A 25,175-nucleotide genomic window follows, 5' to 3' on the forward strand; every position below is an offset into this window, starting at 1 on the left:
CTACACATCTGCACGTAAATCACAAAATAACGTTCCGCAAAATTTAAATAAACAGTAAACTATTCAAATAAATGGGTTAAATTTGAGTTTTACAAAGTTCAGCGCAAAACATGGCAAAACCCAAAGAAGCTAAAAAACCGAGTGTTTTTAGCTTGCTTGCATCATACAAAGGCTTAATTTTCCTGTTGGTTTTTTTTGCATTATTAAGCAATGGAATTAATTTATTGCTACCCAAAATTATCGCTCACGGAATTGATTCATACACCAACAAAACGTTTAATTTAAATTCGATATTGGTTGAGTTTTCCTTGGCTATTGTGTTGGTTTTTATCTTCACATATCTGCAAAGCATTGTGCAAACCTACGCATCAGAACGTGTGGCAAAAGACTTGCGTAGAAAGCTTTCCGACCAGATTTCGCGACAGAGCCATGCTTATGTTATTCAGGCAAATCCATCTAAATTACTCACAAACCTTACTTCTGATGCTGATTCTATTAAGTTGTTTGTTTCGCAGGCAATCGTTTCCTTAGCTTCATCCTTATTTTTAATTGTCGGCGCCAGCATTTTGTTGCTTATGATAAACTGGAAACTTGCGCTTTGTGTTATTGCCATAGTACCAATTATTGGTGGCGCTTTTTTCTTTGTATTGAAAAAAGTAAGGGTGCTTTTTATCAAAAGTCGTGAAGTTATCGATTGGTTAAACAAAGTAATAAGCGAAAGCATTTTAGGCGCTGCATTAATCAGGGTAATCAATTCGCAACAGCTCGAGTACAATAAATTCCTCGATGCAAATGCAAAGGCCCGCGATTTGGGTTTATCAATTCTACGGTTATTTGCCGGGTTAATTCCAATCATTGTTTTCGTAGCCAACTTATCAGGATTAACAATTTTGGTGCTTGGTGGTCATTTTGTTATTAACGGTACAATGACGTTGGGTGAGTTTGCTGCCTTTAACAGCTATCTCGCTTTAATTATTTTTCCGATTTTGGTCATCGGTTTTATGAGCAATGTAATTGCACAGGCCACCGCATCTTACCAAAGAATAGAAGCGGTTTTAAATGCCCCGGAAATTAAACATCCCGGAACGTTGGATGATGAACTTATTGGAGATGTTGAAGCTAAAAACATATCGCTGTCGATCGGGCAGAAGCCAATTTTAAAAGACATTTCCTTTTCGGCAAAAGCCGGTTCAAAAACGGCAATAATCGGTCCGACAGCAGCTGGGAAAACCCAATTGCTTTACATTTTAACCGGCTTGATTAAGCCTACCAGTGGCGAAACGACATTCGACGGGAAGGAGCTTAATCAATACAACCAGGAAAATTTTCACAAACAGGTTGGTTTTGTTTTTCAGGATAGTATTATGTTTAACATGAGCATTCGGGAAAATATTGCCTTCAGCGATGCTGTTACGGATGAATCTTTAGCGAAAGCCATTCAAACTGCTGAGCTTAAAGATTTCGTAGATAACCTGCCGGATAAATTAAACACCATTGTATCCGAGCGTGGAAATAGCCTTTCGGGCGGGCAAAAGCAACGTATTATGTTGGCAAGGGCATTGGCCGTAAATCCAAAAATTTTATTACTCGATGACTTTACCGCACGTGTGGATACCAACACGGAGAAGAGAATTCTGGAAAACATACAACAAAATTATCCGGGTTTAACATTGTTATCAGTAACCCAAAAAATAGCATCTGTTGAAAATTACGATAAAGTTATTTTGTTGATGCAAGGCGAAATCGTTGCCGGGGGAACACATCAGGAATTGCTGAAAAGCAGTCCTGAATACGTTCAAATTTACAATTCACAACAGAGCACCAGCAATTATGAACTACAATCTTAACCAGCTACAATCAAAGCAGGAAAAGCAATCTACTTACCAGGCGCTTAAAAGATTGCTTAAATTCATTTCTGGCGAGCACAAAAACCTTTGGCTGGCTTTAGTAGCTATTTTAGTTAATTCGGGGCTGCTTTTACTGGGGCCGCTGCTGGTTGGCCACACCATCGATGCCTATATTCGCACCGGGCAGTTTCATGGCGTTTTAGTTTTCGGCGGAATACTTTTGGTAATGTATATGATTGCAATGATTACCGGCTATACGCAAACAAAATTAATGGGCGGAATTGGTCAGCGAATGTTGTTTACCCTGCGGAATGCGATTTTTAACAAACTGCAGGAATTGCCGGTTTCCTTTTTTAACGAGAACAAGGCCGGCGATTTAATATCTAGAGTAAATAACGATACTGACAAGCTTAACCAGTTTTTTTCGCAATCATTAATGCAGTTTGTGAGCAGTATTATAACCATGATAGGTGCTGGAATTTTCTTACTATCCATTAATTTTGAACTCGGCGCTGCGGCGCTTTCACCTGCGGCCGTTATCGTGATTTTTACCATGGCCTTGTCTCCGTGGGTTAAGCGTAAAAATGCCAAGAACTTAAAAAGCGTTGGCGGAATGAGTGCAGAGATTCAGGAAAGCCTGAACAATTTTAAGGTCATCATCGCTTTTAATCGCCGCGATTATTTTAGAAAGCGATTCGATGAAGCAAATCAGGAGAATTACAAAACAGCTATTGGTGCCGGATTGGCGAACAATATTTTTGTTCCGGTTTACGGTTTGCTTTCAAGCGCAGCGCAATTAATTGTATTACTTTTTGGTATCTATTTAATTTCTATTGGAAGTTTCTCTCTTGGCCTGTTGGTAAGTTACATTTCCTATTGTACTAATTTTTATAACCCTTTGAGGCAGTTGGCTGCCTTATGGACTAGTTTTCAGGTAGCGATGGCGAGTTGGGACCGGATTTCTCAAATTTTAAACCTCGAAACAAATCTTAGTCTGACAGAAAACGATAACGCCCTGGGCTCAGATGCATTGCTTGAGTTTAAAAATGTTCACTTCTCTTATGATGATTCAAAGGAAATCCTTCACAACGTTAATCTGAGATTTGAAAAAGGTAAAACATATGCTTTAATTGGTCCTACTGGGGGCGGGAAAACTACCACAGCCTCTTTAATCTCGCGATTGTACGACGCGACGAAAGGAACTGTTTTGCTGAACGGGAAGGATATCCGTTCCTTTACGGCTACGGAGCGCACGCAAAAGATTGGCTTCATTTTGCAGGAACCATTTTTATTTACCGGCACGGTTAAAGAAAATATTCTTTATGGAAACAGCCAATACAAAGATGTAACTGATAACGAATTGAGAAAAATTATACAGGATGCGAACCTCGAGGCACTACTGGCAATTTTTGATGAAGGATTAGATACTCCGATTACTTCAGGATCTGACAGCATTAGTTTGGGGCAGAAGCAATTAATTGCTTTTATGAGGGCGGTTTTGCGTAATCCGGAATTGTTGATTTTAGATGAGGCCACAGCAAATATCGACACCATTACCGAGCAACTTTTAGGGAGCATTTTAAATAAATTATCAAAAGACACGACTTTGGTAATTATTGCCCATCGCTTAAATACCATCGAAAATGCTGATGAAATTTATTTTGTAAACGAAGGCGAAGTACAAAAAGCAGGAACGCTTAATGATGCACTGGATATGTTATTAAAGGGCAAAAGGGTGAGTTAAAATATCATCTTTATTTCTAAGGGTTGTTTCTACACTGGAGCAGAAGCGAAATTATTTTGATACCGCGATGGCGTTAAGGCCGGCGGCACAAAAACAACTACACAAAATTTTTACTTGCAATCCAGAGGATTAATCGCCACTTTGTAAACGAAATATCAGCCCATGAAAAAATTATTCTTCCTTTCGATGTTCTGCATCACGTGCCTTTTCAGTTTAGCGCAGACGCCAATCTTTGTACAGGATAGTTTGAAACTTATCTCTTCGCAATTTAAATTTACTGAAGGTGCTTCTGTTGATAAAGAAGGCAATGTTTTTTTTACCGACCAGCCCAACGATAAAATCTGGAAATATGGTACGGATGGAAAACTAAGTTTATATATGGAAAAATCGGGGAGGGCGAACGGAACTTATTTTGACAAGAAAGGAAATCTGATTGTTTGCGCCGATGAAAATAACCAAATCTGGTCTATCGATAAAAACAAAAAAATATCCGTTCTATTCACTGATATTGATGGAAAGAAAGTTAATGGTCCGAATGATATTTGGATAGATAAAAAGGGCGGCATTTACTTCACCGACCCATACTATCAACGAGATTACTGGAGCAGAACGGCTCCTGAAATTGTTGGCGAAAAAGTTTACTATCTTCCGAAAGGAAAGAAAAGTCCGCTTGCCGTTGCAGATGGTTTTAAGCGGCCGAATGGAATTGTAGGTACGCCAGATGGCAAATATCTTTATGTTGCAGATCGGGTTGCTGATGTAACTTACCGCTACAAAATTAATGAAGATGCTTCACTTAATGAGCGGGAACTTTTGCTGAAACAAGGTTCGGATGGGATGACGCTCGATAGCGAGGGAAATATCTACATTACCGGAAAAGGTGTCGACATTTACAGCAAAAGCGGAGCACATATTGGTCACATCGATGTGCCTGAAAATTGGTGTGGAAACATTTGTTTTGGTGGGAAAAACAAGAATATCCTCTTCATAACAGCTTCAAAATCGCTTTACTCGATAAAAACGACGGCAAAAGGAGTAGAGTAGATAGACAGGCTTTGGCGAAATGCCCTCAAAGCGTTGCACACTTAATGAGGACATTCCTTTGCTGCCTTTTTTAGCCAAGTTTTCTGCCAGTATTAATCACATTTACGCCATTAAAGCGAGTTGTTGCACTACCGTGAGATACGGCACTTGCCTGTCCGGGCTGGCCTTTACCATCCGAAAACGTGCCCCCCAAACGATAATCATTTTTGTCGCAACGCTGAACGCATGAATTCCAGAATTCCTGAGTATTTGCCTGATAAGCTGCATCTTTAAACATGCCTACAATTTTTCCTTCTTTAATTTCGTAGGCGAGTTGCGCACTAAACTGGAAATTATAGCGCTGCTGATCAATCGAGTAAGAGTTCCTTCCGAACATATAAATGCCTTTTTCTACATTTTTTACCATTTCAGCTGCGCTTAAAGCAGCGTTACCTGGCGCCAGCGAAACGTTTGGCATCCGCTGAAACTGAATGCTATCCCAGCTATCTGCATAGCAACAACCTTGCGAGGCCTTCAAGCCCAAAATATGCGCCTGATCGCGAATCGTTTGGTAGTTAACCAGAATTCCATCCTTAATGATATCCCAATTGCCACACTTCACGCCTTCATCATCGTATCCGACAGCACCGAGAGAGCCTTGTTCCGTTTTATCGGCAAGAATATTAACTTCTTTACTCCCGAAATTAAATTTCTTCGACTCCCATTTATCAAGCGTTAAAAAACTTGTTCCTGCATAGTTTGCCTCATAACCTAAAACCCGGTCTAATTCCGTAGGGTGGCCAACAGATTCGTGTATGGTCAGGAATAGGTGCGAAGGGTCTAACACCAGGTCATATTTTCCTGGCGCTATAGGTTTGGCCTTCAGTTTTTCATCAACATGCACAGCGGCTTCCCGCACGTCTTCCAAAATGTCGTAACGCTTTTTGTACATCGTAACCGGGCCACCTTTAATTTTTTCTGAATCTTTAGGTGTCAAGTATTCGAAACCCATGCCCATTGGAGCACTTAAAGCATTTCGTGTTTCAAACTTGCCACTTGCAGCATCGGTTTTAGTTAAAGTAAAGGTTGGCCAAATCCGATGAATGTCCTGGTCGATGTAAGAACCATCGGTGGATGCGAAATACTTTTGCTCGTTAATCATGAAAAGATTTGAGTTAATGAATTTTGCGCCACCTTTCATTGCCTCACTGTTTACTTTCAGCAGCAAATCTACTTTATCCTTAATCGGCACTTCAAAAGCGTTAACTTCTAAAGGTGTTTTCCAGCTAACCTCTCCAAATCCCTTTTGCGGAGCCAATTGAACTGGTTCTTCCATAAGCTTCGAATTGCCTTTTGCAATTGCAACGGCTGCTTCCGCGGCTTTGGCAATGCTCGCATTGTCCAGGTTGTTTGTTGCGGCGAAACCCCAGCTTCCATTGGCAATAACGCGAACGCCCAAGCCGTATGATTCTGAATTGGAAATGTTCTCGACCCTGGTTTCTCTTGTGGCAACAACCTGATTTAAATACCTTCCAATGCGTACATCAGCATAGGTTGCGCCTTTGCTTTTTGCGGCATTAAGGGCAACATCGGCCATCTTTTTCTTAAAAGCTACATCAACAGGTGTTAAAGATTCTTCAACAGAAATAATTTTGCCGAATGCCGGCATATTGGGTATCATGGTGGCGCCAAGGCCAACACCTGTCATGTATAAAAAATCTCTTCTTCTCAATTTTTGAAAATTTTGGAGTTAAAAAAACAGCGGTGATGTAATCGCCGCTGTTTAAATTAGTTAAATAGCATCTGATAAAGATGTGAAAGTAAAATCGCGGATTTTCATCGGCGGGATTAAACCGCTTGCAGTTCTTACAGGTTTACCCATTGCTTCAACATTGTTAAGCATTATTACAGGACTTTCGTTAAACCTGAAGTTTTTGATCGGGAATTTTATTTCACCATTCTCAATATAAAAAGTACCATCACGGGTTAGGCCGGTAAGTAACAATGTTTGTGGGTCAACCGAACGTATGTACCAAAAACGGGTTACCAGAATTCCTTTTTCTGTACTCTTGATAAGTTCGGCCAGCGATTGATTGCCGCCTTCAATGATTACACCACGGCTAAACGGAAGCGGCTCAACATTTTTTTGTGCGGCCCAATATCTCGAATAGGCGAGGTTTTTAACCACACCTTTTTCAACCCATTGTGTTCTTTTTACAGGTAAACCATCTCCAGACCAAGTCGAGGATGGAATTTCTGGATTTAACGGGTCTGAGTAAATATTTACGTTATCAGAAAATAGTTGTTCGCCTAAACGCGTACCACCACCTTTCTTACTCATAAAACTTCTGCCTTCATCAGCACTACGGGCATCAAAACCTCTAAACATGTTACCCAAAATATCACTTGCAGCAAGCGGCTCTAAAATAACCGTATATTTTCCGGGCTCAATAGCTTTTGCTCCTGCCGAACCATTGGCTTTGCTTGCCGCAATTTTACTGAGTGCAAGAGTATCCATCTTCGAAAGATCGTTGAAATCCTGCTCCACATAGCCCGAACCCGTTCCCTGCTTGTTCCTTACCGTTACAGAAAAAGAAACATTTGTGCCTTTGTTGTAAGCGAATAAACCTTTTGAGTTCATCACGGCGTTGAAACTTGTAGAATTTTCTAAAAATCCTGCAGCATCTAAGCCAGCTGCCTTTGATACGCTTAAACTTTTGCCTACCATTTCTGCCCGTGTATCTGGGGTCATCGCAGCGGTATTCTCATTGAATGTTTTCGATTCGGCAAAAGTTTGCGGCCCTAAAAGCGGCATAAATTCCGGATTTTCCGGTGCAAGCATTGCCAGTTCTTCTGCTCTTCGTACAACTTTTTCGAGCGATGCATCATCAAATTCGTTAATTGTTGCAGAGCCAGTTTTTTTACCATAGGTTGAGCTAACACCCAAACTCATGGTGCTAATTTGGCCAGCTGTGGAAACGGCGTTACGAGCATAACGAATGTTTCCACCATCAGAACCTCTTAAACTTACCTCACAAAACTCGGCCTTTGAAAAGCCAACTACCTTTTTTAATATCGCCTGGGCTTCTTCTTTACTTAATATAGCCATAATTATATTTTTCTTGCTGTATTGATAACATTAACACCATTAAACCTCGCAGTAGAACTACCGTGAGAAACTGCACTACTTTGCGACGGCTGACCTTTTCCATCGTTAAATGAGCCGCCTAAACGGTAGTCACCATCGTCGCAAACGGCATTGCACGAATTCCAGAACTCCTGTGTATTGGCCTGATAGGCCACATCGTTCAGCATGCCCACAATCTTTCCATTTTTAATTTCATAGAAAATTTGTCCGCCGAACTGGAAATTATAACGTTGCTGATCGATTGAAAAACTGCCGTCACCAATAATGTATACGCCCTTTTCAACATTTTTAATCATATCGTCAACACTCAGTTTCTCTTTGCCTGGCTGTAACGATACGTTTGCCATGCGTTGAAACTGAACATCATCCCAACCTTGGGAATAACAGCAGCCTTGAGATTCATTTAAACCGATGATGTGCGCCTGATCCCGGATGGCCTGATAATTAACCAAAACACCATCTTTAATTAAATCCCATTTTTTGCATTTTACGCCTTCATCATCATAACCAACAGCACCTAGTGAGCCAACCTGCGTTTTATCGGCCACAATGTTAACTTTATCACTGCCGAATTTGAATTTTTTTGATTCCCATTTATCTAAGGTTAAAAAACTCGTGCCTGCGTAGTTTGCTTCGTAACCCAAAACACGATCCAGCTCAGTAGGGTGACCAACAGATTCGTGAATTGTTAACCAGAGGTGAGACGGATCCAGAACCAAATCATATTTCCCCGGCTCAACGGATTTCGCTTTTATCTTTTCTGAAGCTACGCGGGCCGCTTCCTTAACATCTTCAAGCATATCGTAGCGACCTTTATAACGGGTAACGATGCCAGAAACTTTATCTTCCGGGCGGGCATGCATATACTCGTAACCCTTTCCCATTGGAGAACTAAGCGAATTACGGGTTTTGAATTGTCCGGAAGCCCTGTCTATCCTCGTAACATTAAAATTGGGATAGATACGATGCACATCCTGATCGATATATGAACCATCTGTCGATGCGAAATACTTTTGTTCATTTACTGCAAATATTACCGAATTGACAAAGTTGGCGCCGTTTTGCATGGCTATATCATTCACGTTCAACAGCAAATCTACCTTCTCTTTAACAGGAACTTCAAAGGCATTAATCTCGATAGGTGTTTTCCAGCTTACTTCGCCGTAACCTTTTTGAGGTGCCAGTTGAACCGGCTCGCCCTGAATTTTCGAATTGGCTTTTGCAACGGCAACCGCCTGTTCTGCAGCTTTGGCAACAGCATCTTTGGTTACATTATTTGTTGCAGCGAAACCCCAGCATCCATTGGCCAAAACGCGTATGCCTACGCCATACGATTCAGTATTTGCTACGCCCTGTACCCGCTTTTCGCGGGTTGCAACGAACTGATTAAGGTAGCGGCCGATACGAATATCCGCATAAGTTGCTCCCTTAGATTTTGCGGCGTTCAGGGCAACATCAGCAAGTTCTTTTTTAATTTTTACATCAACTCCATCCAGCGCCTGCAGAGGGTCTATCGGAGTTCCGAATGCGGAAAGGTTGGGTAGCATCAAAGCAGACATACCCATTCCGGATAAATAGAGGAAATCTTTTCTTTTCAATTGGTTCAGTTTAGGGGTTTACGTTTCCAAGATAGCCATTTATGAGTTAATTTGGCACGCTGGTTTATAACATTTTAGTTTCAAACACTATTTAGCGTCGAGAATTCTTGCTTCAAACCATAAAAAAGCGGAGGCGAGTAAAAATCCTCCAAAAAACCACCAGATTGATACTTCTTCCTCGACATTAACAGCTGATTGTTTGATTTTTGATTCCTTATCTTTCGCTTTATCTACAAACTGGCGGGTTACCAATATTTTTTGCTGAATTTTTAATGCCTGCCAATCTGTTTTATGGTATACGAAAAACGGTTCTGCAGACTGATTTACCACTAAATTATGCCATCCATTTCGTGTTGGATAAAAAACCGCCTCCCATTCGAAAGGGAGTTCGATGTTTTGCAAGGGAGCCAAGCGGATACTATCAATTTTTAATGCAGGAATTTTTCCTGACGTCGGGATGTCGACAACTAATCTGGCTTTTTCATTTACAACAGGAAACTGTGGTAGAATTTCCAGAGATTGATTTTCATTTCTCTTTTTTACAGCGGCAGATAATATTGTAGACCAATATGTGGTATAGTCGTTTTTTTTGCCCGTTAGCAGCCAGTTAAAGGTAGATGGTAGTGAAGACACTAACACTTTCCCGGCGCCTTTAATTGTACTGTTCACCAAAACTTTGCCACCGCCATCGCTAAGCAAGGGCAGATCATTCTGGGTACTCCTTAAAAATAATTTTTGTTCTGATGGTAAGCTGCTAAATTTGTGTTTTTCGTCTTTTAGCACCACTTTAAGCTGCTTTTCTTTCGTGTTCGGCACTTCAAATCTGCCAAATTTACTACTTGCCGGTGTTAATGCTTTTAAGCTTGAAACCCTAATGAATAATCCCATCCCACCAGTTACAGCCGCATCAATAGCACTTCTTTCGCGTGCATTCATGGCTGCAAGTTCCTCTTCATCAATGATTAAAATATCAAATTTTCTAAGGGAGTTTGTACTGATCTTGTTCAGGTTGATGCTATCCATAGCCAGAAAATCTGAACTGTATTTATTTTTACTTATCTGGCTTCTAAAAGTTAACGGATAACGATTATCGTAAAGCCATTTTTTTAAAAACTTATACTCAAAGTCGGGAAAGGATGCAAGTATCAATACCTTAAAAGGCAATTGCTCATCAACTAAAAAAGGAACGGGTTCTTTGGCAAGCGTATCTTTTCCGTCGAAAGAAATAAGGTTATAAACTGCTTTTCCGATTTGTTTTGGTTGGGTAGAAAATGAAAAGCTTTTACTGGATTTACCTTCAACAGAGATGGAATCAATTGAACTTCCCATTCCTTTAAACAAAAGTTTTACTTTTTCTTCGCTCTTGTTTTGATAAATTCCCTGAACCAATAATTGTTGCGTTGATTTTATTTGAGCCGGCCAGCTGGCAGAAATTATTCCAGTTATCCCTTCTGAAGGATGGAAGTTTAATTCGTACTCATGTAAGTTGCGCAATTCATCTTTTGATAATCCCTCGCCGTAGATGTTAAGTTTCCTAACATCTTTATGGTTTGCGAGGAAATAGGAGAGGTCGGGAATCGGCACTGCATTGTTAACTTTTGCATTTGATGCCCCCAGCACATATTTTGCTCCCCGAATTTTTGCCAGTTCATCTAAATCGGGGCCATTGGTAAGCAAAATAATTTCGTTCGCATTGTTTTTAAAACCCGACTTATACTTAACCGGAATGATCAGCAAAGCAAAACAACTTACAGCAATTATACTGGCAAAAATCCTCCACCACAGCCTGGCCTTGCTTGCTCTTTTGATTTCTTTGTAGAGGAGGAAAATCAATAACAGCAACGATAATATGAGAACGGCATATTTAAATTCCATAACTATCGCCCTGTTTTAGTTAGGTTATTAAAATAATTTTGGTACAGTGTTGCTGCGGGCAGCGAAGTTTGTATTTGCGGTTTAGGCGAATCGCCTTTAATCATTTTTTGAATGGCCTGCTGAACAACATCGATGTCTTTTTGATGCAAAATCTTCTTAAGTGATAGTCGCCTTAAACTTGTTAACGCATTAAGGTATGTTGCAGGATTATCAGCCGCGGCGCCAATCATATATTTTTCCGTCTCGCTTAACAAATATCTGTCACCTTCGGAAAACTTTTTGCCGGCTTTTCGACTTTCAAGTAAAGCTAAAGTAGTTTTCAAATTGGTTGTTCGTTGGTCTTTTTGCGCTGCAGACATCTTTTGAACGGGTTGCGTGATTTTATCAAGTTCGCCACTTAATCGTTTTTCAGGTTTTAATGAAGCCGTTTTGACCGTAGTTTTAGCCACATAAGCCCTCGATTTTTGTTGCAAATCTTTCAGCAATCGCAACGCTTTATATTCGTATGGCAATGCTTCCTGTGGTTTATAGGTTCTCAGGCGCAACTCAGAATTCCACATTTCTGTTAAAACAGCCTTTAACTGGGCTTTCATTTCCGGCTCGAAAAAGGTTGCATCCTCCGCAATATCATGTTTGTGGGCATATTTATCCATTATTGCGGTCACATCGCCGAATTTTTCCTCCTCGCCACTGTGTTCTGCATGGTCATCATGGTCACCTCCAATTTCTGTTTCATTTTCTTCCCCTAAAAACTGGCCGTAGCGCAACCTCAAAAGTTTTTGATCGACTCCCAGTTCATTGCTTCGGTTTTTAAATTCGTCAGCAGCGAGCGAAGATTGCGCTTTTAATAGCTTTTCAGTATCAATAATGATTTGCCGCTGACTCCTGAAATATTCAGGAACCAGATTAACGCCATTTGTCATTCCGGCCATGCTCATCAATTCAGTTGTATCAACTATGGAAACGAAATAAACATCAGAACGGCTCGATTGACCATGATTATCCATCGCTTTAACGAAAAAGTAGAGCTCATCACCGGGTTTCATTCCCAGGCTTTTCAAATCGATTTCCCTGTTTAATACCTTGTTTTTCTCGTTGTTAAAACGCGTATTGAAGCTCAATTTTTTTTCGGTGAAACTTACACCTTCACCTTTTCCACTAGCCATCGTAGCAGAAATAAAGGCGTCGTTGACGCCATAGTCATCCGTCAAAACGGTATTTAGATTAAATTTTTGAGGTTGCCCAACATCTATTGTTGTGTGTTGTTTTGGCCGTGTTATTTTAATAATTACCGGCAAATCGGCAACTGCTTCGAGCTGGTACAAATCTGACTTTTTACCATCAATTTCCAACTGGTAAAAACCCGTTTTATCGAGGGTTTTAGAAAAAAGCCAGGTTGTTCGTTCTTTATTACTGGCCTTGAGGGAAACTGATTCTTTATCGTTAAACGTGATTTTTAGGCGCTCGACTGCAATGTTTGTTTCAATTTGCCAGTTTATTTTTGCACCGGTTTCTGCCTTTATCGAAAAGTGCTTTTGTTTACGTTCGGGTTTGCCTGTGTAAGCCGGAGGAATTATGGTTGCGCTGAAATCTGAAATTTCCGGAAGGATATTTTCCTTTATTGCAGGCAATGGGCGCAGAGCTTGCGACCCGGATTTATCTTTTTCTCTAGTTTTGGGGATTTTTGCAATTGCGAAGCTTATTATTAATGCTGTCGCCAGAAATGCTAAACCAGCGTACAGCTTTTTAACAGGCTCTTGTGGCGAGCTAATTTCCGTAATTCTTTTTTCAATTTTTGAGCGTTGAAGTTGCTCAAGCAATGATAAGCTGTCTGGGTTTTGGATTAACAAGTCGGCGCTTTCTTCCAGTTCAGGGTATTTATTGTTAGCATAACGGCAAAACTCTTGCTGGCTGGTTTTCCATATTGGCTTGCGAAGCAAAGCAATAATTAACGATAAAGGTAAAATGATGCAACAAACCAGCGGAGGCACGTGTAAAACGTAAATCAAAACCGCCGACAAGAGGAGGGCGACGGACAAACTAATCACAAAAAGCCTAATTAAGTGTAACCAAATCCACTTCATTCTTAGGTCGTAAATCCATTTTTGTCCTTCAGTTTTTAACATAAACATTTGCTTTTTTTCTGAATGATAAAATGCGTTCGGCGAGCAAAATAAGAAATGCTGCGAGCCAAAATATGTGCGAAATTGATTCGTCCTGGTTTGCTTTTAAAGCAATTGCGCTTTCATTAGTTTGAGTGAATTTTCTTTGCTTTGGAGCAATTTGGCGCTGATCTGCCGCGTTTTCTTCGAAGCCAAACTCCCCGGCGCTTTTATCTACAATAACCATTGGCATTAATGCTTTAACAAAGACCTCGTTCCAAACCAATTGATTCCATTGTGGGTTAAAGCGGGTGTACAGGTGAAAAACTTTTAGTTTATCCGTCTCTTGTAGCGACAAAATTGAATTGCCAAAACCATCAGTCCATTTTTTATCAAATGTTGTCGTCGCCTCAACTCGTTTATACAATGCAACCTTAATCCCATTTATATTTATGAAAGAACGCTCGGCAATTACTTTGCCTTTTGCGTATTCAAATAAAGTTCCGTTGGTATCAATTTCTGATTTAAAATTTGCTGAAACCGGTTCTTCAGAAAGCCAAAAGCCAATATCTGCTTTCCCCGCCGGGTTAAATATGATTTTTCTTCCGGAAAAGCCTGCAATTGCGTTCAACGCTGCGAGTAAATATTGTTTGTCTGCATGGCCGGGAGTTTCATACACAGCTACCCTAACCGGCGATGGAACATCATTAACTGCTGTATAAATGGTGCTCGATGGAGTTGATACGGCCTGAAACTTTTTACCTGCATAATCGGTAATCCAGTTACTTGTTGTATCCACACGATTGAGCGTTTTTAAAACCAGTTTATAGGAAACCGCTGGCAACTCATTTCCAAAATTTTTCAAACGGTTGTCGGTAAAAAGATAAACTGAACTTTGAGCTGGGACCAGAGCATTTAACTGATTTAACAGCGAGTTATGATTTAGTAGATTCCCGGTCGGTGTGTAGGTTTTCGAAGTGTCTTTTAGATCGATCAGATTAAATCCTAAATTAAAATCATGAATCTGATATCCACGCTTCGTTAAAGAATCAATCGTTTTGCGATTGGTTTTAAATACTTTTGAAAAGTTCGACCGTTCTACCAATATCCAGCCTGAATTTTTCTTTGATAAATTGCTTTTTTTAAAAGGCTGTGCAATGATAATCGCTACGAGCACTAACAGTAAACAGCGTAGTATAAATAGCAGCCAATCGTTTATTTTATAACTTTTCGAACTTGCACGAGCACTTTCTCCCAGTAAGGCAATACTGCCAATTTTCAGCGTTTTGCCTTGCTTAACATTCCACAAATGAATAATTATGGGAATTATTACACTTGCAAGTGCCAGTAAACCTATGGGATATAAAAACTGCACAATTAAATTCTAAGTTTACTTCGTTGTTTTAAAAAATCCCTTAAAGCCAGGTCTAAAGGTTCGTCTGTACAAATGGTTCTATACGCAATTCTTCTGTCCAACATTTTTATCCGCGTTTCTTCAAGGTGGTTTGCAAGCTTGGTTTTATAAGCCAATCTTGCTTTTGTCTGGTCAATTTGAATAGTTTCGCCCGTCTCCAAATCTTCGAAAGTGCTGAAGCCTTTAAAGTCTAAATCGAGTTCGTTTCTTGCCACCACGTGGAACACAACAATTTCATGCCTGAGTGTATTCAGGGTATCCAGCAGGTGTAATATTTCCTCATTTTGCTGATAAAAATCTGTAACAAAAACCAGTAATTCCCTTTTCTGACTTCCTGTAAAAAGTGCTTTATAAAATATGGGCTTGGTAAAGGCACCGTCTGGCGATATTGTTTCCAGTTGATAAAACAATCTTGCCAGATGTTGAAAATCCTGCTTCGGCGTCATCGAGAAAATTCCAGCATGCTGAAAAACATATAGCCCGATAGCATCGCCTTGTAAATTTGCCAGATACGCAAGTGATGCGGCAAGGTATTTTGCGTAATCAATTTTGGTAAAATCTCCGTCACTGTGGTTCATTGATGCACTGGCATCAATTAAAATGCGAATCGAAATATTTGTTTCAACTTCCGATTCACGGATGTAATACCGGTCAGAACGGGCGAACATTTTCCAGTCCAGCGAGCGCAAATCGTCGCCGGGCTGGTAACTTCTGTATTGGCTAAACTCCAATCCGGCACCTTTAATTGTGCTTTTATTGATGCCGCTCATAAACCCGTCTATCGTCATTTTTGCCGATAAACTCAGTTCCTTAATTGCCATCAATACCTTCGGATCGAGTAGTTTACTCATTAAATATTGGCTTTTGGTTTTGAAATCGCTCTAATCAACTCGTCGGTAACCCTATCTGCTGATACATTTTCAGCCTCAGCCTTAAAATTCATTAGCACCCTGTGGCGTAGCACCGGATAAGCCATTGTCTGTAAATCTTCTAACACAACGGCATATCTTCCCTTAAACAAAGCCCGTGCCTTTGCGGTTAAAATTAGCGCCTGTCCGGCCCGCGGGCCAGCGCCCCATCTTACCCATTCTTTTACAAAAGCAACCGGCGTCGTGTCTGGCCTGGTTGCTCTGATTAAATCACTAACATAGGTTACTAAATCATTACTGATGCTTATTTCTCTTGTAATTGCCTGCAGTTCTTTTATTTCTTCGGCACTAATTACCGGGTTTACCACTGCTTTGCCAGCGCCGGTTGTGCTGCTTAAAATCTTCGCCTCCTCTTGCGCTGTTGGGTAGCCAATTTTTATGTAAAGCAAAAAGCGGTCTAACTGAGCTTCAGGTAGGGGATATGTTCCAGCCTGTTCGATTGGATTTTGTGTTGCGAGAATAAAAAATGGACGGTCGAGCGGGTAAGTTTGTCCGCCGTATGTAACTTCAAACTCCTGCATGGCCTCTAAAAGTGCAGATTGCGTTTTAGGTGGCGTTCGGTTAACTTCATCTGCCAGAACAATGTTTGCGAACAATGGTCCTTTATTAAATTTAAAAAAGCGTTTACCTGTAACGTGGTCTTCTTCTAAAATTTCCGTCCCGACAATATCTGTAGGCATTAAATCAGGCGTAAACTGAATTCTGCGGAAGGATAAATCCAAAGCCTGCGACATGGTTTTTACCATCAGCGTTTTAGCCAGACCTGGTACACCTTCCAAAAGGCAATGTCCGCCCGCCATCAATGCAATCAACATTTCTTCAATAATTACATCCTGGCCAACGATAACTTTTTGTATTTCGCTTTTTAATGAGGAAATCTTCTCGATCAATATTTTTAAGCTGCTTTCTGAACGTTCCAAAACGACTGATTTTTTAAGTTAGTGAGATATTGTGCCTCAATATAGGCTTAAAGGCAGATATTTTTTAACCGACGCTGAAGAATATCAAAAACTTTACATGATAATCGTGATAAAAAATCGAAATCATAAAAATTGACACTAATTTAGTGCTGTGCAAAGATCTAAATTCACATTTGCGAGATTAAAATATAATTCCGGAGACTGGGAAACCGATCAACGCATGCCTTCAAATATTTTAAATTCACTTTTGGAATACACAACTATTCCGCTGGATGAAGAAGAAAAAGTTATCGAGCTTGGTAGCCAGGAGCTTTTTAAATATCCATTCTGCTATTTAAGCGGACATAAATTGGTACAATTTACCCAACAGGAAGCCGTTAATTTTAAAACTTACGTTTATAATGGTGGTTTTGTATTTGTCGACGATTGTAACCATGATATTGATGGTTTGTTTGCCCGGTCTTTCGAAACACAGATGAGCAATTTATTTGGGGCAACCGCACTTAAAAAAATCCCGAACAATCATGGCATTTACAATTCATTCTTTAAATTTGAGAAAGGTCCGCCGACAACATCATTTGAATTAAATGGATGGGGAGACGATTTGGTACATGATTACCTGAAGGCGATAACGGTAAATAACAGAATCGGGGTTTTATACAGCAACAAAGATTACGGTTGCGAATGGGACTATGATTTTAGAAATAAACGCTTTCTAGCCGAAGATAATACCAAATTCGGCGTCAATATTATTTTATATGCCATGGGTGTAAACAGTTAACACAATTAAAAATTAAATATTTTGAAATCTATCCTTACTAAAATCTTTTTTGCAACAGTAATTTTTACGATGCTGCATAGCAGTTTGTTCGCCGCTAAAAATCAGTATTATTATCAACTTAAAGTTTACCATTTAAAAACTGCCGCTCAGGAAGCAATGGTCGACACTTACTTGAAAGACGCTTTTTTACCGGCCGTTCACCGGGCAGGAATTAATAGCGTTGGTGTTTTTAAACCCATTGCGAAAGATACCCTAGAACAGCTCGTATATGTTTTCATCCCTTTTAAAAAGATGGATGATTTCCTTAAACTCAATGAAACATTAACAAAAGATAAACAATACCTGGAAGCGGGTTCTGCATTTTTGAGTGCCGCATATAATACGCCACCTTACAACAGATTAGAATCCATTATTTTAAAAGCCTTTTCGGCAATGCCTGAGTTTGCAATACCAAAGTTAACCACGCCAAAAAGCGAGAGGGTTTATGAATTGAGGAGTTATGAATCTGCCACAGAAAGCCTTGCATCGAATAAAATAGATATGTTTAACGACCACGAGGTGGCCATTTTTACCAAATTAAATTTTAATGCGGTTTTTTACGGCCAGGTAATTTCTGGAAGCAAAATGCCAAATCTAATGTATTTAACTACATTTAATAATAAGGCTGACCGAGATAAACATTGGACGGCTTTTGGAGAAGACTATAAAAAGATTAGTGGCTTGCCACAATATCAACACAACGTTTCAAAAAATGTGACACTTTTTATTTATCCGACAGACTATTCCGATTTGTAATTGATTTTTTTCAAAAATCTAAGCCATTTTTTGTATATTTGTAGCCTGTTTACGCCGCTTTTGAAGGTTGGCAAACAAAATGACTGGGGCCGTTCTTGGATTTGACAGGGTGGCGAAGGTTATGTTAGCATGCAGTGCGTTGTACGGAGAGCACTTAAAGTGAACGTTCAAATTTTAGTTGGCGAAAATACTTACGCCTTAGCTGCCTAGTTTAGAACTAGCATAGCTTTTGTCCCTCTAACTGCTGCATTGTTGGGTTAGAATCCGGGGCATCGAAACAACAAAGCTGGCCTTAAGGAGATACGACTTAAGGTGAGATAAAGTATCTAAGGATTTAAATAAGGTCGGTTTTCAGCCCGTTTATTTCCCGAAAATCAATTGAAAAATAAGCATGTAGAAGGTATAATTTATCTCACAACTGGACAAGGGTTCGACTCCCTTCGGCTCCACTGGAAACAGTAACAAAAAACATCAAAAAACAAAAAACCTGCAAATCAACGACTTGCAGGTTTTTTTTGTTTTAGGGATTTAGTGGCTTTTAGACCAAAATATCGTATATGCGAGGTGTGTAAAGAGGTGCGTCAGCCTCTAATACCCCGGTAATCGCGGTGCAATGTTGTGCATCGTGGGGAGAAAAAGAAACCCTTATGCTTATGTATTTCACAGTTAATTAAGAAGTATTGATCCTGATTGGCATTAACTGAAGAAATTATTGGCTGTTGCATTTTACAATTTAACTGTAGAACGGATTATCAATTATTTTAGAGCAGTAATTGCCTGCGTAATACCTTCTCCGGCAGTTGTAAAATAAGCTGGGCCAGCTAGCAACGTTATTTTTTGAATTGGTTTGAAGTTTGCCATCTTCTTCGCTTTTAAAAACACCTGCGTTCTGTAGGCATTGACAGCGCCAGTTACCCCATAGCCCGCAACTTCTGCAGTAGGAGAATCAATTCCCGCATCTTTAAGGTCAGTTGCGAATGCATATTTAGTAACTCCTAATCGCAATGCTTCCTCCATACCCACGCTAGCCACTTGCTTCATTAACTCGGGTGTAAATTTATTTCGATCGCCTAGGCCGATTAGCAATAGTTTTTTTGCTCCGATAGTTCCGGCTGGTGGCGTAATTAATAAGGTTTCCAAAGAATGGCCTGCAAATTTGCCTGATTTACGGATTTCAGTGATCAGCCCGTTCAGGCTTTTATCAAGATGAACCATTCCATTTACCGCTTCCGGCAGTGCTGGTGGAGAGTTGAAAATATCGCCTTCGGTATATTCAAAAACGCAGGCAATTTGTAGTGCCGTAATCTCGGTAGAAGGACCTTGAACCATCCCTTCAATGGAAATTCCATCTACAGCACCCCAAATTTTTGAGGTATTGGCCTTTGTAGTCGGTACGGAAGTTTGAGCCAGAGAAAATTGTACCATGCCCAATATCAGAAATAATAACAAGCTGATGCGGGCTGTAATGCTAATTTTTGTCGTTTTCATAATCAATAGTTTAAATGGGGTTTGAAATTATATTTTAGTTTGAATAAAGATTTTTTTAGTTGGAAATTTTTCAATTTCCCCGTCTTTTAATCCGAAGTTAGTCACCACTACATCTTTGGGATTTCCAGCTAGCCATTTACTTAAATCAATAGAATGATAGGTTCCGCTGTTAAAGTCAATTGGATGCCAATGCATTTCTCTTAGCGCACCAGGTTGCAATTCGATAATCGAACCCGAAATGGTACTGCTAATTGGGATGCCAATAGATGCTGGAAAATCAGTAACAGATGCACCTCTCGTATTTCCTACATCATTCTTGCGTGGTTCTTTTTTTTCCAGTTCATATCTAAAACTTAGTGGCGTTGTTTTCATAGTCGTAATTTTTTACTGGTCCCTGTTTTTTCTACTGTAAATCTAACTTGAAAACCTATTATTTTCATTTGCAGTTCGGTGAATGGGCGAAAGTAATCGTTGACATGAGCTGAAATAGATTTGAGAACTTGTTAAGGTTATTTAATGATTGGGTTTGTCAACTTAGGTCATGGTCGGTTTACAAAGGATTTCTTAGTAGAAAAATCAATACAGCGGAATCTATGATTGAAGAATTGTTCAGCGCTAAAAGATTTTTAGTTCTCAACAAACTACACCTTAGATGCAAACACTCGTGGACTCATGGAATACATAATCAATCCGAAAAATGTAAAGTAAAAAACTTGTTCTATCTTTAATCCGTTTAAAAAACATATATGAGCATCACCCACATTCACGAATGATTTAAACAATAGATTAAACGAATACCTGAAACAGGAAGGATGTATGAAAAATAACTTCTAGAACGATTATGAACGAAAATATTTTCGAAAGAATAAAAACTTTTATTTTGAAAGAATCTGCTGTTGATATGGATATAACCAGAGATACAAAAATAGAAGATGATCTTGGTATTTATGGGGATGATGCGGATGATTTCATCATTGCATTTGGTAGAGAATTTGACGTTGATATCAAGCACTTTCCCCTAGGAAATTATTTCAGCGGTGAGGGAGATGTTATCCTTCCGTCAATCATCAGGTTTTTTACTAATGGAAAGAAAAGAGAGAGGAAAAATTTTACAGTCGGTCATCTAGAAAAAGCATTAATCTTGGGTAAATTAGATGAGCATGTTATTAATATGTGATGCTTATATAATAAACTAGATAAAGTTCTAATATTCGATGCTTGTCTAGCTTCTATTCGAATGATAAGTATATCATTTCAGTTACCTTTTATGTGGTTCTCATCTATGATAGGAATTTATTCAAAATTCTACTCGTATCTTTTTCTAGTTAAGGCGGACTTAATTTTTCCATACTATACTTTTAGGTTATAAGATTAGCTATTTATGATTGATGTTGAGAATTTAAGTGCACACACGACACGCGTGTGCCAGGGAGGGGGTTCATTGCGCTCGAATATATATGTCTGAGACAATATCCTGTTTAACCATCTAATTAACTACTGGACTAAAAACAATATCAAACGTAAATAAATAATCCAATTGCTTCCCGTCATTTTGAATTGGGAGCAGCAATTTCACTCTCTTGCCGACCAATGTCTTTGCGCCATTAGGATTCGAATATGGAAGCAGGTGCTTAGTTCTCCACCCGCCATAGTACCCTAGACTGTAAAAAACGTTATCAGTTGGGGTAGCAAAATCTGAAATTTTAGAACCACCTGCTATTGATGTCGGAGGGTAGTCCCCACTTCTAATGATATACTCCACCCCAACGTGCATTATTTTTCCTTTAGTGTTCGAGAAATCAATATAACAAGCCTCGTTCCAGTTAACTTTTATATTTTTCTCCGCCTTGTTAGTCAATTCAAAGGGTATCGATTGACCATTGTCAGTAAAAACAATATCGATCAAGCTATCCGTATAATTGCTTTTATAGAACACAATCTTTGATGGCTTAAAACTGTCGATTTTTATAGTTCCTTTGCTTTCACCCTCAATGTCGACAGAGGATAGCTTAAGTACGTAACTACCTCTCTGCGCCAAAGCAAATAGTGGCAGAACTGACAGTAAGGTCAAAATATATGTTTTCATCGTTTCTTGTTTATTTTTGTACTATACTAAAATCTCTTCATTTTCCTGAAGCTTCAAATCGTTATCCTCGTATCCTGGATTGAGTGAATGGTAATTATTCCGGCCTTCAAATTAATTAGTTATGTTACTTACAACATCTCTGCTTAAATCTTTTGATTTAAAATATTGATAACAACTAACTCGTCTTTTCCGAAGTATTTCTACCGCCTTATCTGCTCTTACATCTCTCTTTTAGAGACAATCTCTTAAACTTTCTCCCTAATGTTCAGTCATTTATTGTTAATTGTAATTATAAGCAAATAATAATCTGCATCAGTAAGAATTATACTAATATGTATATCACACAAAAACAACCAAGGTAAATGTAGAACAACTAATTTAAATTTTGCCGATACTAGTGATGACCTTCCATGTGATACGATTGAAATGATGATATGTCCGGGTACCAATAAGGCCGGAAGAAAGCAAGGGTTCGATAGGTATTTTCCATCAGCGTGACCTTAATTTTCTAAAATCTGAAATAGCTACGATCAATGTTCTGTTAAGCCATTGATTAGCCTAGTTGTGAAAAATAAATTCTATAATTGAATTGCCTCGGAATTTGACTGAGGAATACAATAGGGAGGTCTCGTTAGTAGGGATGGGCTTAATGTTTGTTCGCACCGATGTAATGACACTGGGCTTTGTCTAATATGTACAAGCGGAAATGAAACTAATCGAAGAAAAGGTGGCTAAACGGCTGCACTAGCATCACCCACTACTCGACAATAATTTCTTTCTCCTCAGACTTACAATCCTCAACGATGATGCTACCTTCAGAACAATAGACCAATACTTCGCAGTTGTCGTCTTTGTCGATTAGCTTAACTTTAGTGTTTACCCGGCAAAGCTTATCTGAAAGTATATCCGCTACCTCTATAACTTGCTGCTTTAGCTTTTCAAGTTCATTTTGTCTTAATTCAAAGGCGGCTGCATCTTGCAGATATTGTTCGGCCTGGTCAGCGGTGATGAACTCTTTGGTAGAATGATCATCAAATTCTATTTCCGATATTTCTTTTTCTATTACATCAACTTCTTTGTTTAGCCTTTCGAAGTTATCAAACAGTTCTTGTATGGTCAGGTTTTGCATTGCAGTAAAACCCGTGGAAAGGAATAAAGTTTGGTTAGGAGGCGGGTTAGCAGCAATCTAAGTAAATTGAAATTAAATAATGCCCATTAGCTCTTTCGGTAATGCAACAAAAATATTAATCTCAACACTCTAGAGACCGAACAGTCATTAAACTTTTAAGCATCGAAGTTGCAATGGGTGGGACCAAGTATCCCTAATGATATTTTGATTTAACAATCTGGTTACATTGAATTTTTTTATCTGATTTTTGAGGATTGTAAAAGATTTTAAAGTACCTTTGGTGTATAGGTAAACACAATAAAATAAGCGAGTTATGCATGTTTTTACAGGTACAGATACACGAATAATTGACATGGACGGTACAATCATTATCGTTCAGGGCGTAAAGTCGAAACCGGATGTTTACAGAGTCATGATTGATGGCATATTCTGCGGGTTTCTTGAAAGTGTACACGACGTGCTCATTCCCACGCCGGGCAGTAAAATCAAAAGTATTTACATCGATAGAATTTCCCGGTTGAAAAATACAGGTTCTAAAAATGTGCAAGCCAGCGCATAGCTGTCTATAGTTCAACACAACACTCCATCTCCATTTCTCCAGATAAGCTGATCCCCTATTTTTTATAACACGGTTCATCAATTTGTCGATTTCAATTGCAATCGAAAACGCCTATCCAAACGGGAAATTTCCATTACTTTTATTGCAGTGAATGCCCATCCAGGCCAACAAATAATGGCTACTATATATTTTTAGCAGTTGAATTTGCGTGTGCTCAAACTAAATCCGGTTATACTGGTTATGTATATGTTCAATAAGGTGTTATGAAGAATCCATTTATCAAGTCGACAAGTTTGAACCCGCAAGAGGTATTAGCAGATAAGTTAAAGCGCTATCAGCGGGATAAATCTAAGCCGGGACTATCAAAAAAATCGTTCAAAGATTTGATGAATACCTTCATTGACGGTTATAAGTCAATTCGAAAATCTAAAAATACCGATAGTCAATAATTAGTCGCTTTTATCTTCATAATCTGAAAATAGTTATTTTAAAATGAACGTTGCCTAGGCATAATTCAGAAAAAATTGAGGCAGTTAGCAGAACGACAGTGCTGACGCTCAAAGTGTTTACAACTTACCTCATCAATGAAAAAATTTCTTTTAATACTTACATTCTTCGGCCTTTGTAGTGCTGGTGTATTTGCTCAAAAAAAACCAGTCTATTCGTTATTTAAGGCTGTTCCGAAAGATAGTCTGAGGGAAATGGAAACAGACCGCCCCGATGTAACCGAAACGCCGCAAACTGTTGATGCGGGTCATTTTCAAGTAGAAACCGACCTCTTTCGATTTCAAAGGCAAGGTAAAGAAACCGGTAAAACAGATGAGTATTTTTTTAATCAGGCAAATTTGAAACTTGGGCTTACAGGTTCTACAGCGATTCAGGTAACGCTAGAGAGTTACGTTTTACAAAAGGAGTTTGATGGGGCCGGCAACATGGAGCAGCAACACGGTTTTGGCGATATAACCTTGAGGATAAAGCAAAATCTGATTCTCAATAACGACGGGAAATTTGCTATTGCTTTGCTTCCTTATCTGAAATTCCCGACATCCAGGGCTGATGACGAGAGCCAATATGAAGGTGGAATAATTATTCCTATGCGGGTTAAGTTTAACAAACAGTGGACATTAGGCTTTCAGGTAGAAGCCGACCGGCTTCAGGATGAGGAAGGCATGGGCCACCACAATGAAATTTTACAAACCGTTGCATTGTCCAATCACTTAAGTAAAAAACTGGAAGCCATTGTAGAAACTTATTATACTTATGAGTTTAAAGAAAAGCACATGAAAAACTTTTTGAACGCAGCGCTCCAATATGAAATTGCCAAGGATATGCTTTTAGATGGAGGTGTGAATTATGGCCTTCAGCACGAAGCAAAAAAGAGCTATTTCGTCGGCTTATCCTTCAGGCTTTAATTGATTTCGAGTTGAACGGTATCTAAATATTACACTAGTTATTCAAGGCAATTTCAGTCAGGCGAATTCTATGGCGACTATTTCCTGCTTCACGCATAATCCCTCAACGTCCAATTCACGGCGCTGAATTAAACCATGAAAAAGCCTCACTCATCTTCACATTTAATTTAAAAGGGTGCGGGGTTTTTAACATCGCCTGCTTAAACGTACCTTTACCCCGTCGGTTTTCAGTTTAAGAAATGTTGCAGTTGATAGGATTGCGTTATCCGGTTTTCTGCACCTAATGTTGAACCTTGAAAGCAAAACCGGCTCATTCATCCACTCA

At 39.3% G+C, this 25,175-nt stretch carries 20 protein-coding genes and 1 other RNA gene; 9 read left to right on the forward strand and 12 right to left on the reverse strand.

Annotation, left to right across the window (positions count from 1 at the left end):
- Positions 1-110: 110 nt before the first annotated feature.
- From AC0IWT_RS01105 to AC0IWT_RS01115, 3 genes are all read left to right on the forward strand, one after another.
- Positions 111-1,847, forward strand: coding sequence for an ABC transporter ATP-binding protein (locus tag AC0IWT_RS01105; RefSeq protein ID WP_471795605.1), 1,737 nt, complete (start codon positions 111-113; stop codon positions 1,845-1,847).
- Complete coding sequence (locus tag AC0IWT_RS01110; RefSeq protein ID WP_471795606.1) at positions 1,831-3,591, forward strand: ABC transporter ATP-binding protein; 1,761 nt, start codon at positions 1,831-1,833, stop codon at positions 3,589-3,591. Before AC0IWT_RS01105 ends, AC0IWT_RS01110 begins: the two co-directional genes overlap by 17 nt.
- Positions 3,592-3,753: 162 nt before the next feature.
- A complete protein-coding gene (locus tag AC0IWT_RS01115; protein ID WP_471795607.1) occupies positions 3,754-4,635 on the forward strand; it encodes an SMP-30/gluconolactonase/LRE family protein in 882 nt (293 codons plus the stop codon).
- Positions 4,636-4,705: 70 nt separating this feature from the next.
- On the opposite strand, the gene AC0IWT_RS01120 is transcribed toward AC0IWT_RS01115, so the two are convergent.
- The 8 genes from AC0IWT_RS01120 to AC0IWT_RS01155 form a co-directional block, all read right to left on the reverse strand.
- Entirely contained in the window at positions 4,706-6,346 is a 1,641-nt protein-coding gene (locus AC0IWT_RS01120; protein WP_471795608.1) for a TldD/PmbA family protein, read from the reverse strand.
- Between the two features lie 60 nt (positions 6,347-6,406).
- Positions 6,407-7,723, reverse strand: a complete 1,317-nt coding sequence (locus AC0IWT_RS01125; RefSeq protein WP_471795609.1) for a TldD/PmbA family protein — start codon at positions 7,721-7,723, stop codon at positions 6,407-6,409.
- 2 nt (positions 7,724-7,725) lie between these two features.
- Positions 7,726-9,360 (reverse strand): TldD/PmbA family protein, encoded by a 1,635-nt coding sequence (locus AC0IWT_RS01130; protein WP_471795610.1) that lies wholly within the window; start codon positions 9,358-9,360, stop codon positions 7,726-7,728.
- Between the two features lie 87 nt (positions 9,361-9,447).
- Complete coding sequence (locus tag AC0IWT_RS01135; RefSeq protein WP_471795611.1) at positions 9,448-11,235, reverse strand: hypothetical protein; 1,788 nt, start codon at positions 11,233-11,235, stop codon at positions 9,448-9,450.
- Between the two features lie 2 nt (positions 11,236-11,237).
- Positions 11,238-13,361: a hypothetical protein gene (locus AC0IWT_RS01140; protein ID WP_471795612.1), complete on the reverse strand. Its 2,124-nt coding sequence runs from the start codon at positions 13,359-13,361 to the stop codon at positions 11,238-11,240.
- Positions 13,348-14,712 (reverse strand): BatA domain-containing protein, encoded by a 1,365-nt coding sequence (locus tag AC0IWT_RS01145; RefSeq protein WP_471795613.1) that lies wholly within the window; start codon positions 14,710-14,712, stop codon positions 13,348-13,350. The genes AC0IWT_RS01140 and AC0IWT_RS01145 overlap by 14 nt, the downstream gene beginning before the upstream one ends.
- 2 nt (positions 14,713-14,714) lie before the next feature.
- Positions 14,715-15,602 (reverse strand): DUF58 domain-containing protein, encoded by an 888-nt coding sequence (locus AC0IWT_RS01150; RefSeq protein ID WP_471795614.1) that lies wholly within the window; start codon positions 15,600-15,602, stop codon positions 14,715-14,717.
- Positions 15,602-16,600, reverse strand: coding sequence for an AAA family ATPase (locus AC0IWT_RS01155; protein WP_471795615.1), 999 nt, complete (start codon positions 16,598-16,600; stop codon positions 15,602-15,604). The genes AC0IWT_RS01150 and AC0IWT_RS01155 overlap by 1 nt, the downstream gene beginning before the upstream one ends.
- A 151-nt stretch (positions 16,601-16,751) precedes the next feature.
- Here AC0IWT_RS01155 and AC0IWT_RS01160 point away from each other — a divergent pair, with 151 nt between their 5' ends.
- From AC0IWT_RS01160 to ssrA, 3 genes are all read left to right on the forward strand, one after another.
- Complete coding sequence (locus AC0IWT_RS01160) at positions 16,752-17,381, forward strand: DUF4159 domain-containing protein (RefSeq protein ID WP_471795616.1); 630 nt, start codon at positions 16,752-16,754, stop codon at positions 17,379-17,381.
- Positions 17,382-17,402: 21 nt separating this feature from the next.
- Complete coding sequence (locus tag AC0IWT_RS01165; protein WP_235528553.1) at positions 17,403-18,176, forward strand: NIPSNAP family protein; 774 nt, start codon at positions 17,403-17,405, stop codon at positions 18,174-18,176.
- A gap of 85 nt (positions 18,177-18,261) precedes the next feature.
- Positions 18,262-18,628: a transfer-messenger RNA gene (gene ssrA, locus AC0IWT_RS01170) on the forward strand.
- Positions 18,629-18,932: 304 nt separating this feature from the next.
- Here the strand turns inward: ssrA and AC0IWT_RS01175 are convergent.
- The gene (locus AC0IWT_RS01175; RefSeq protein ID WP_471795617.1) at positions 18,933-19,664 is read right to left on the reverse strand and encodes a M17 family peptidase N-terminal domain-containing protein; all 732 of its coding nucleotides are present in this window, start codon (positions 19,662-19,664) and stop codon (positions 18,933-18,935) included.
- A 27-nt stretch (positions 19,665-19,691) separates the two neighbouring features.
- The gene (locus tag AC0IWT_RS01180; protein WP_471795618.1) at positions 19,692-20,036 is read right to left on the reverse strand and encodes a cupin domain-containing protein; all 345 of its coding nucleotides are present in this window, start codon (positions 20,034-20,036) and stop codon (positions 19,692-19,694) included.
- Positions 20,037-20,505: 469 nt separating this feature from the next.
- Between AC0IWT_RS01180 and AC0IWT_RS01185 the strand changes: the two genes are divergently transcribed.
- On the forward strand, positions 20,506-20,841 hold the full coding sequence (locus tag AC0IWT_RS01185) for a DUF1493 family protein (protein ID WP_471795619.1): 336 nt from the start codon (positions 20,506-20,508) through the stop codon (positions 20,839-20,841).
- Between the two features lie 309 nt (positions 20,842-21,150).
- On the opposite strand, the gene AC0IWT_RS01190 is transcribed toward AC0IWT_RS01185, so the two are convergent.
- Both AC0IWT_RS01190 and AC0IWT_RS01195 read right to left on the reverse strand, forming a co-directional pair.
- Complete coding sequence (locus tag AC0IWT_RS01190) at positions 21,151-21,750, reverse strand: hypothetical protein (protein ID WP_471795620.1); 600 nt, start codon at positions 21,748-21,750, stop codon at positions 21,151-21,153.
- A gap of 757 nt (positions 21,751-22,507) precedes the next feature.
- Entirely contained in the window at positions 22,508-22,879 is a 372-nt protein-coding gene (locus tag AC0IWT_RS01195; protein WP_056870816.1) for a hypothetical protein, read from the reverse strand.
- A gap of 313 nt (positions 22,880-23,192) precedes the next feature.
- Here AC0IWT_RS01195 and AC0IWT_RS01200 point away from each other — a divergent pair, with 313 nt between their 5' ends.
- Both AC0IWT_RS01200 and AC0IWT_RS01205 read left to right on the forward strand, forming a co-directional pair.
- Positions 23,193-23,438: a hypothetical protein gene (locus tag AC0IWT_RS01200; protein ID WP_056870815.1), complete on the forward strand. Its 246-nt coding sequence runs from the start codon at positions 23,193-23,195 to the stop codon at positions 23,436-23,438.
- 584 nt (positions 23,439-24,022) lie between these two features.
- A complete protein-coding gene (locus tag AC0IWT_RS01205) occupies positions 24,023-24,850 on the forward strand; it encodes a transporter (protein ID WP_471795621.1) in 828 nt (275 codons plus the stop codon).
- The last annotated feature ends 325 nt before the right edge of the window (positions 24,851-25,175 follow it).

It is taken from the genome of Pedobacter sp. AC464 (assembly GCF_979253075.1).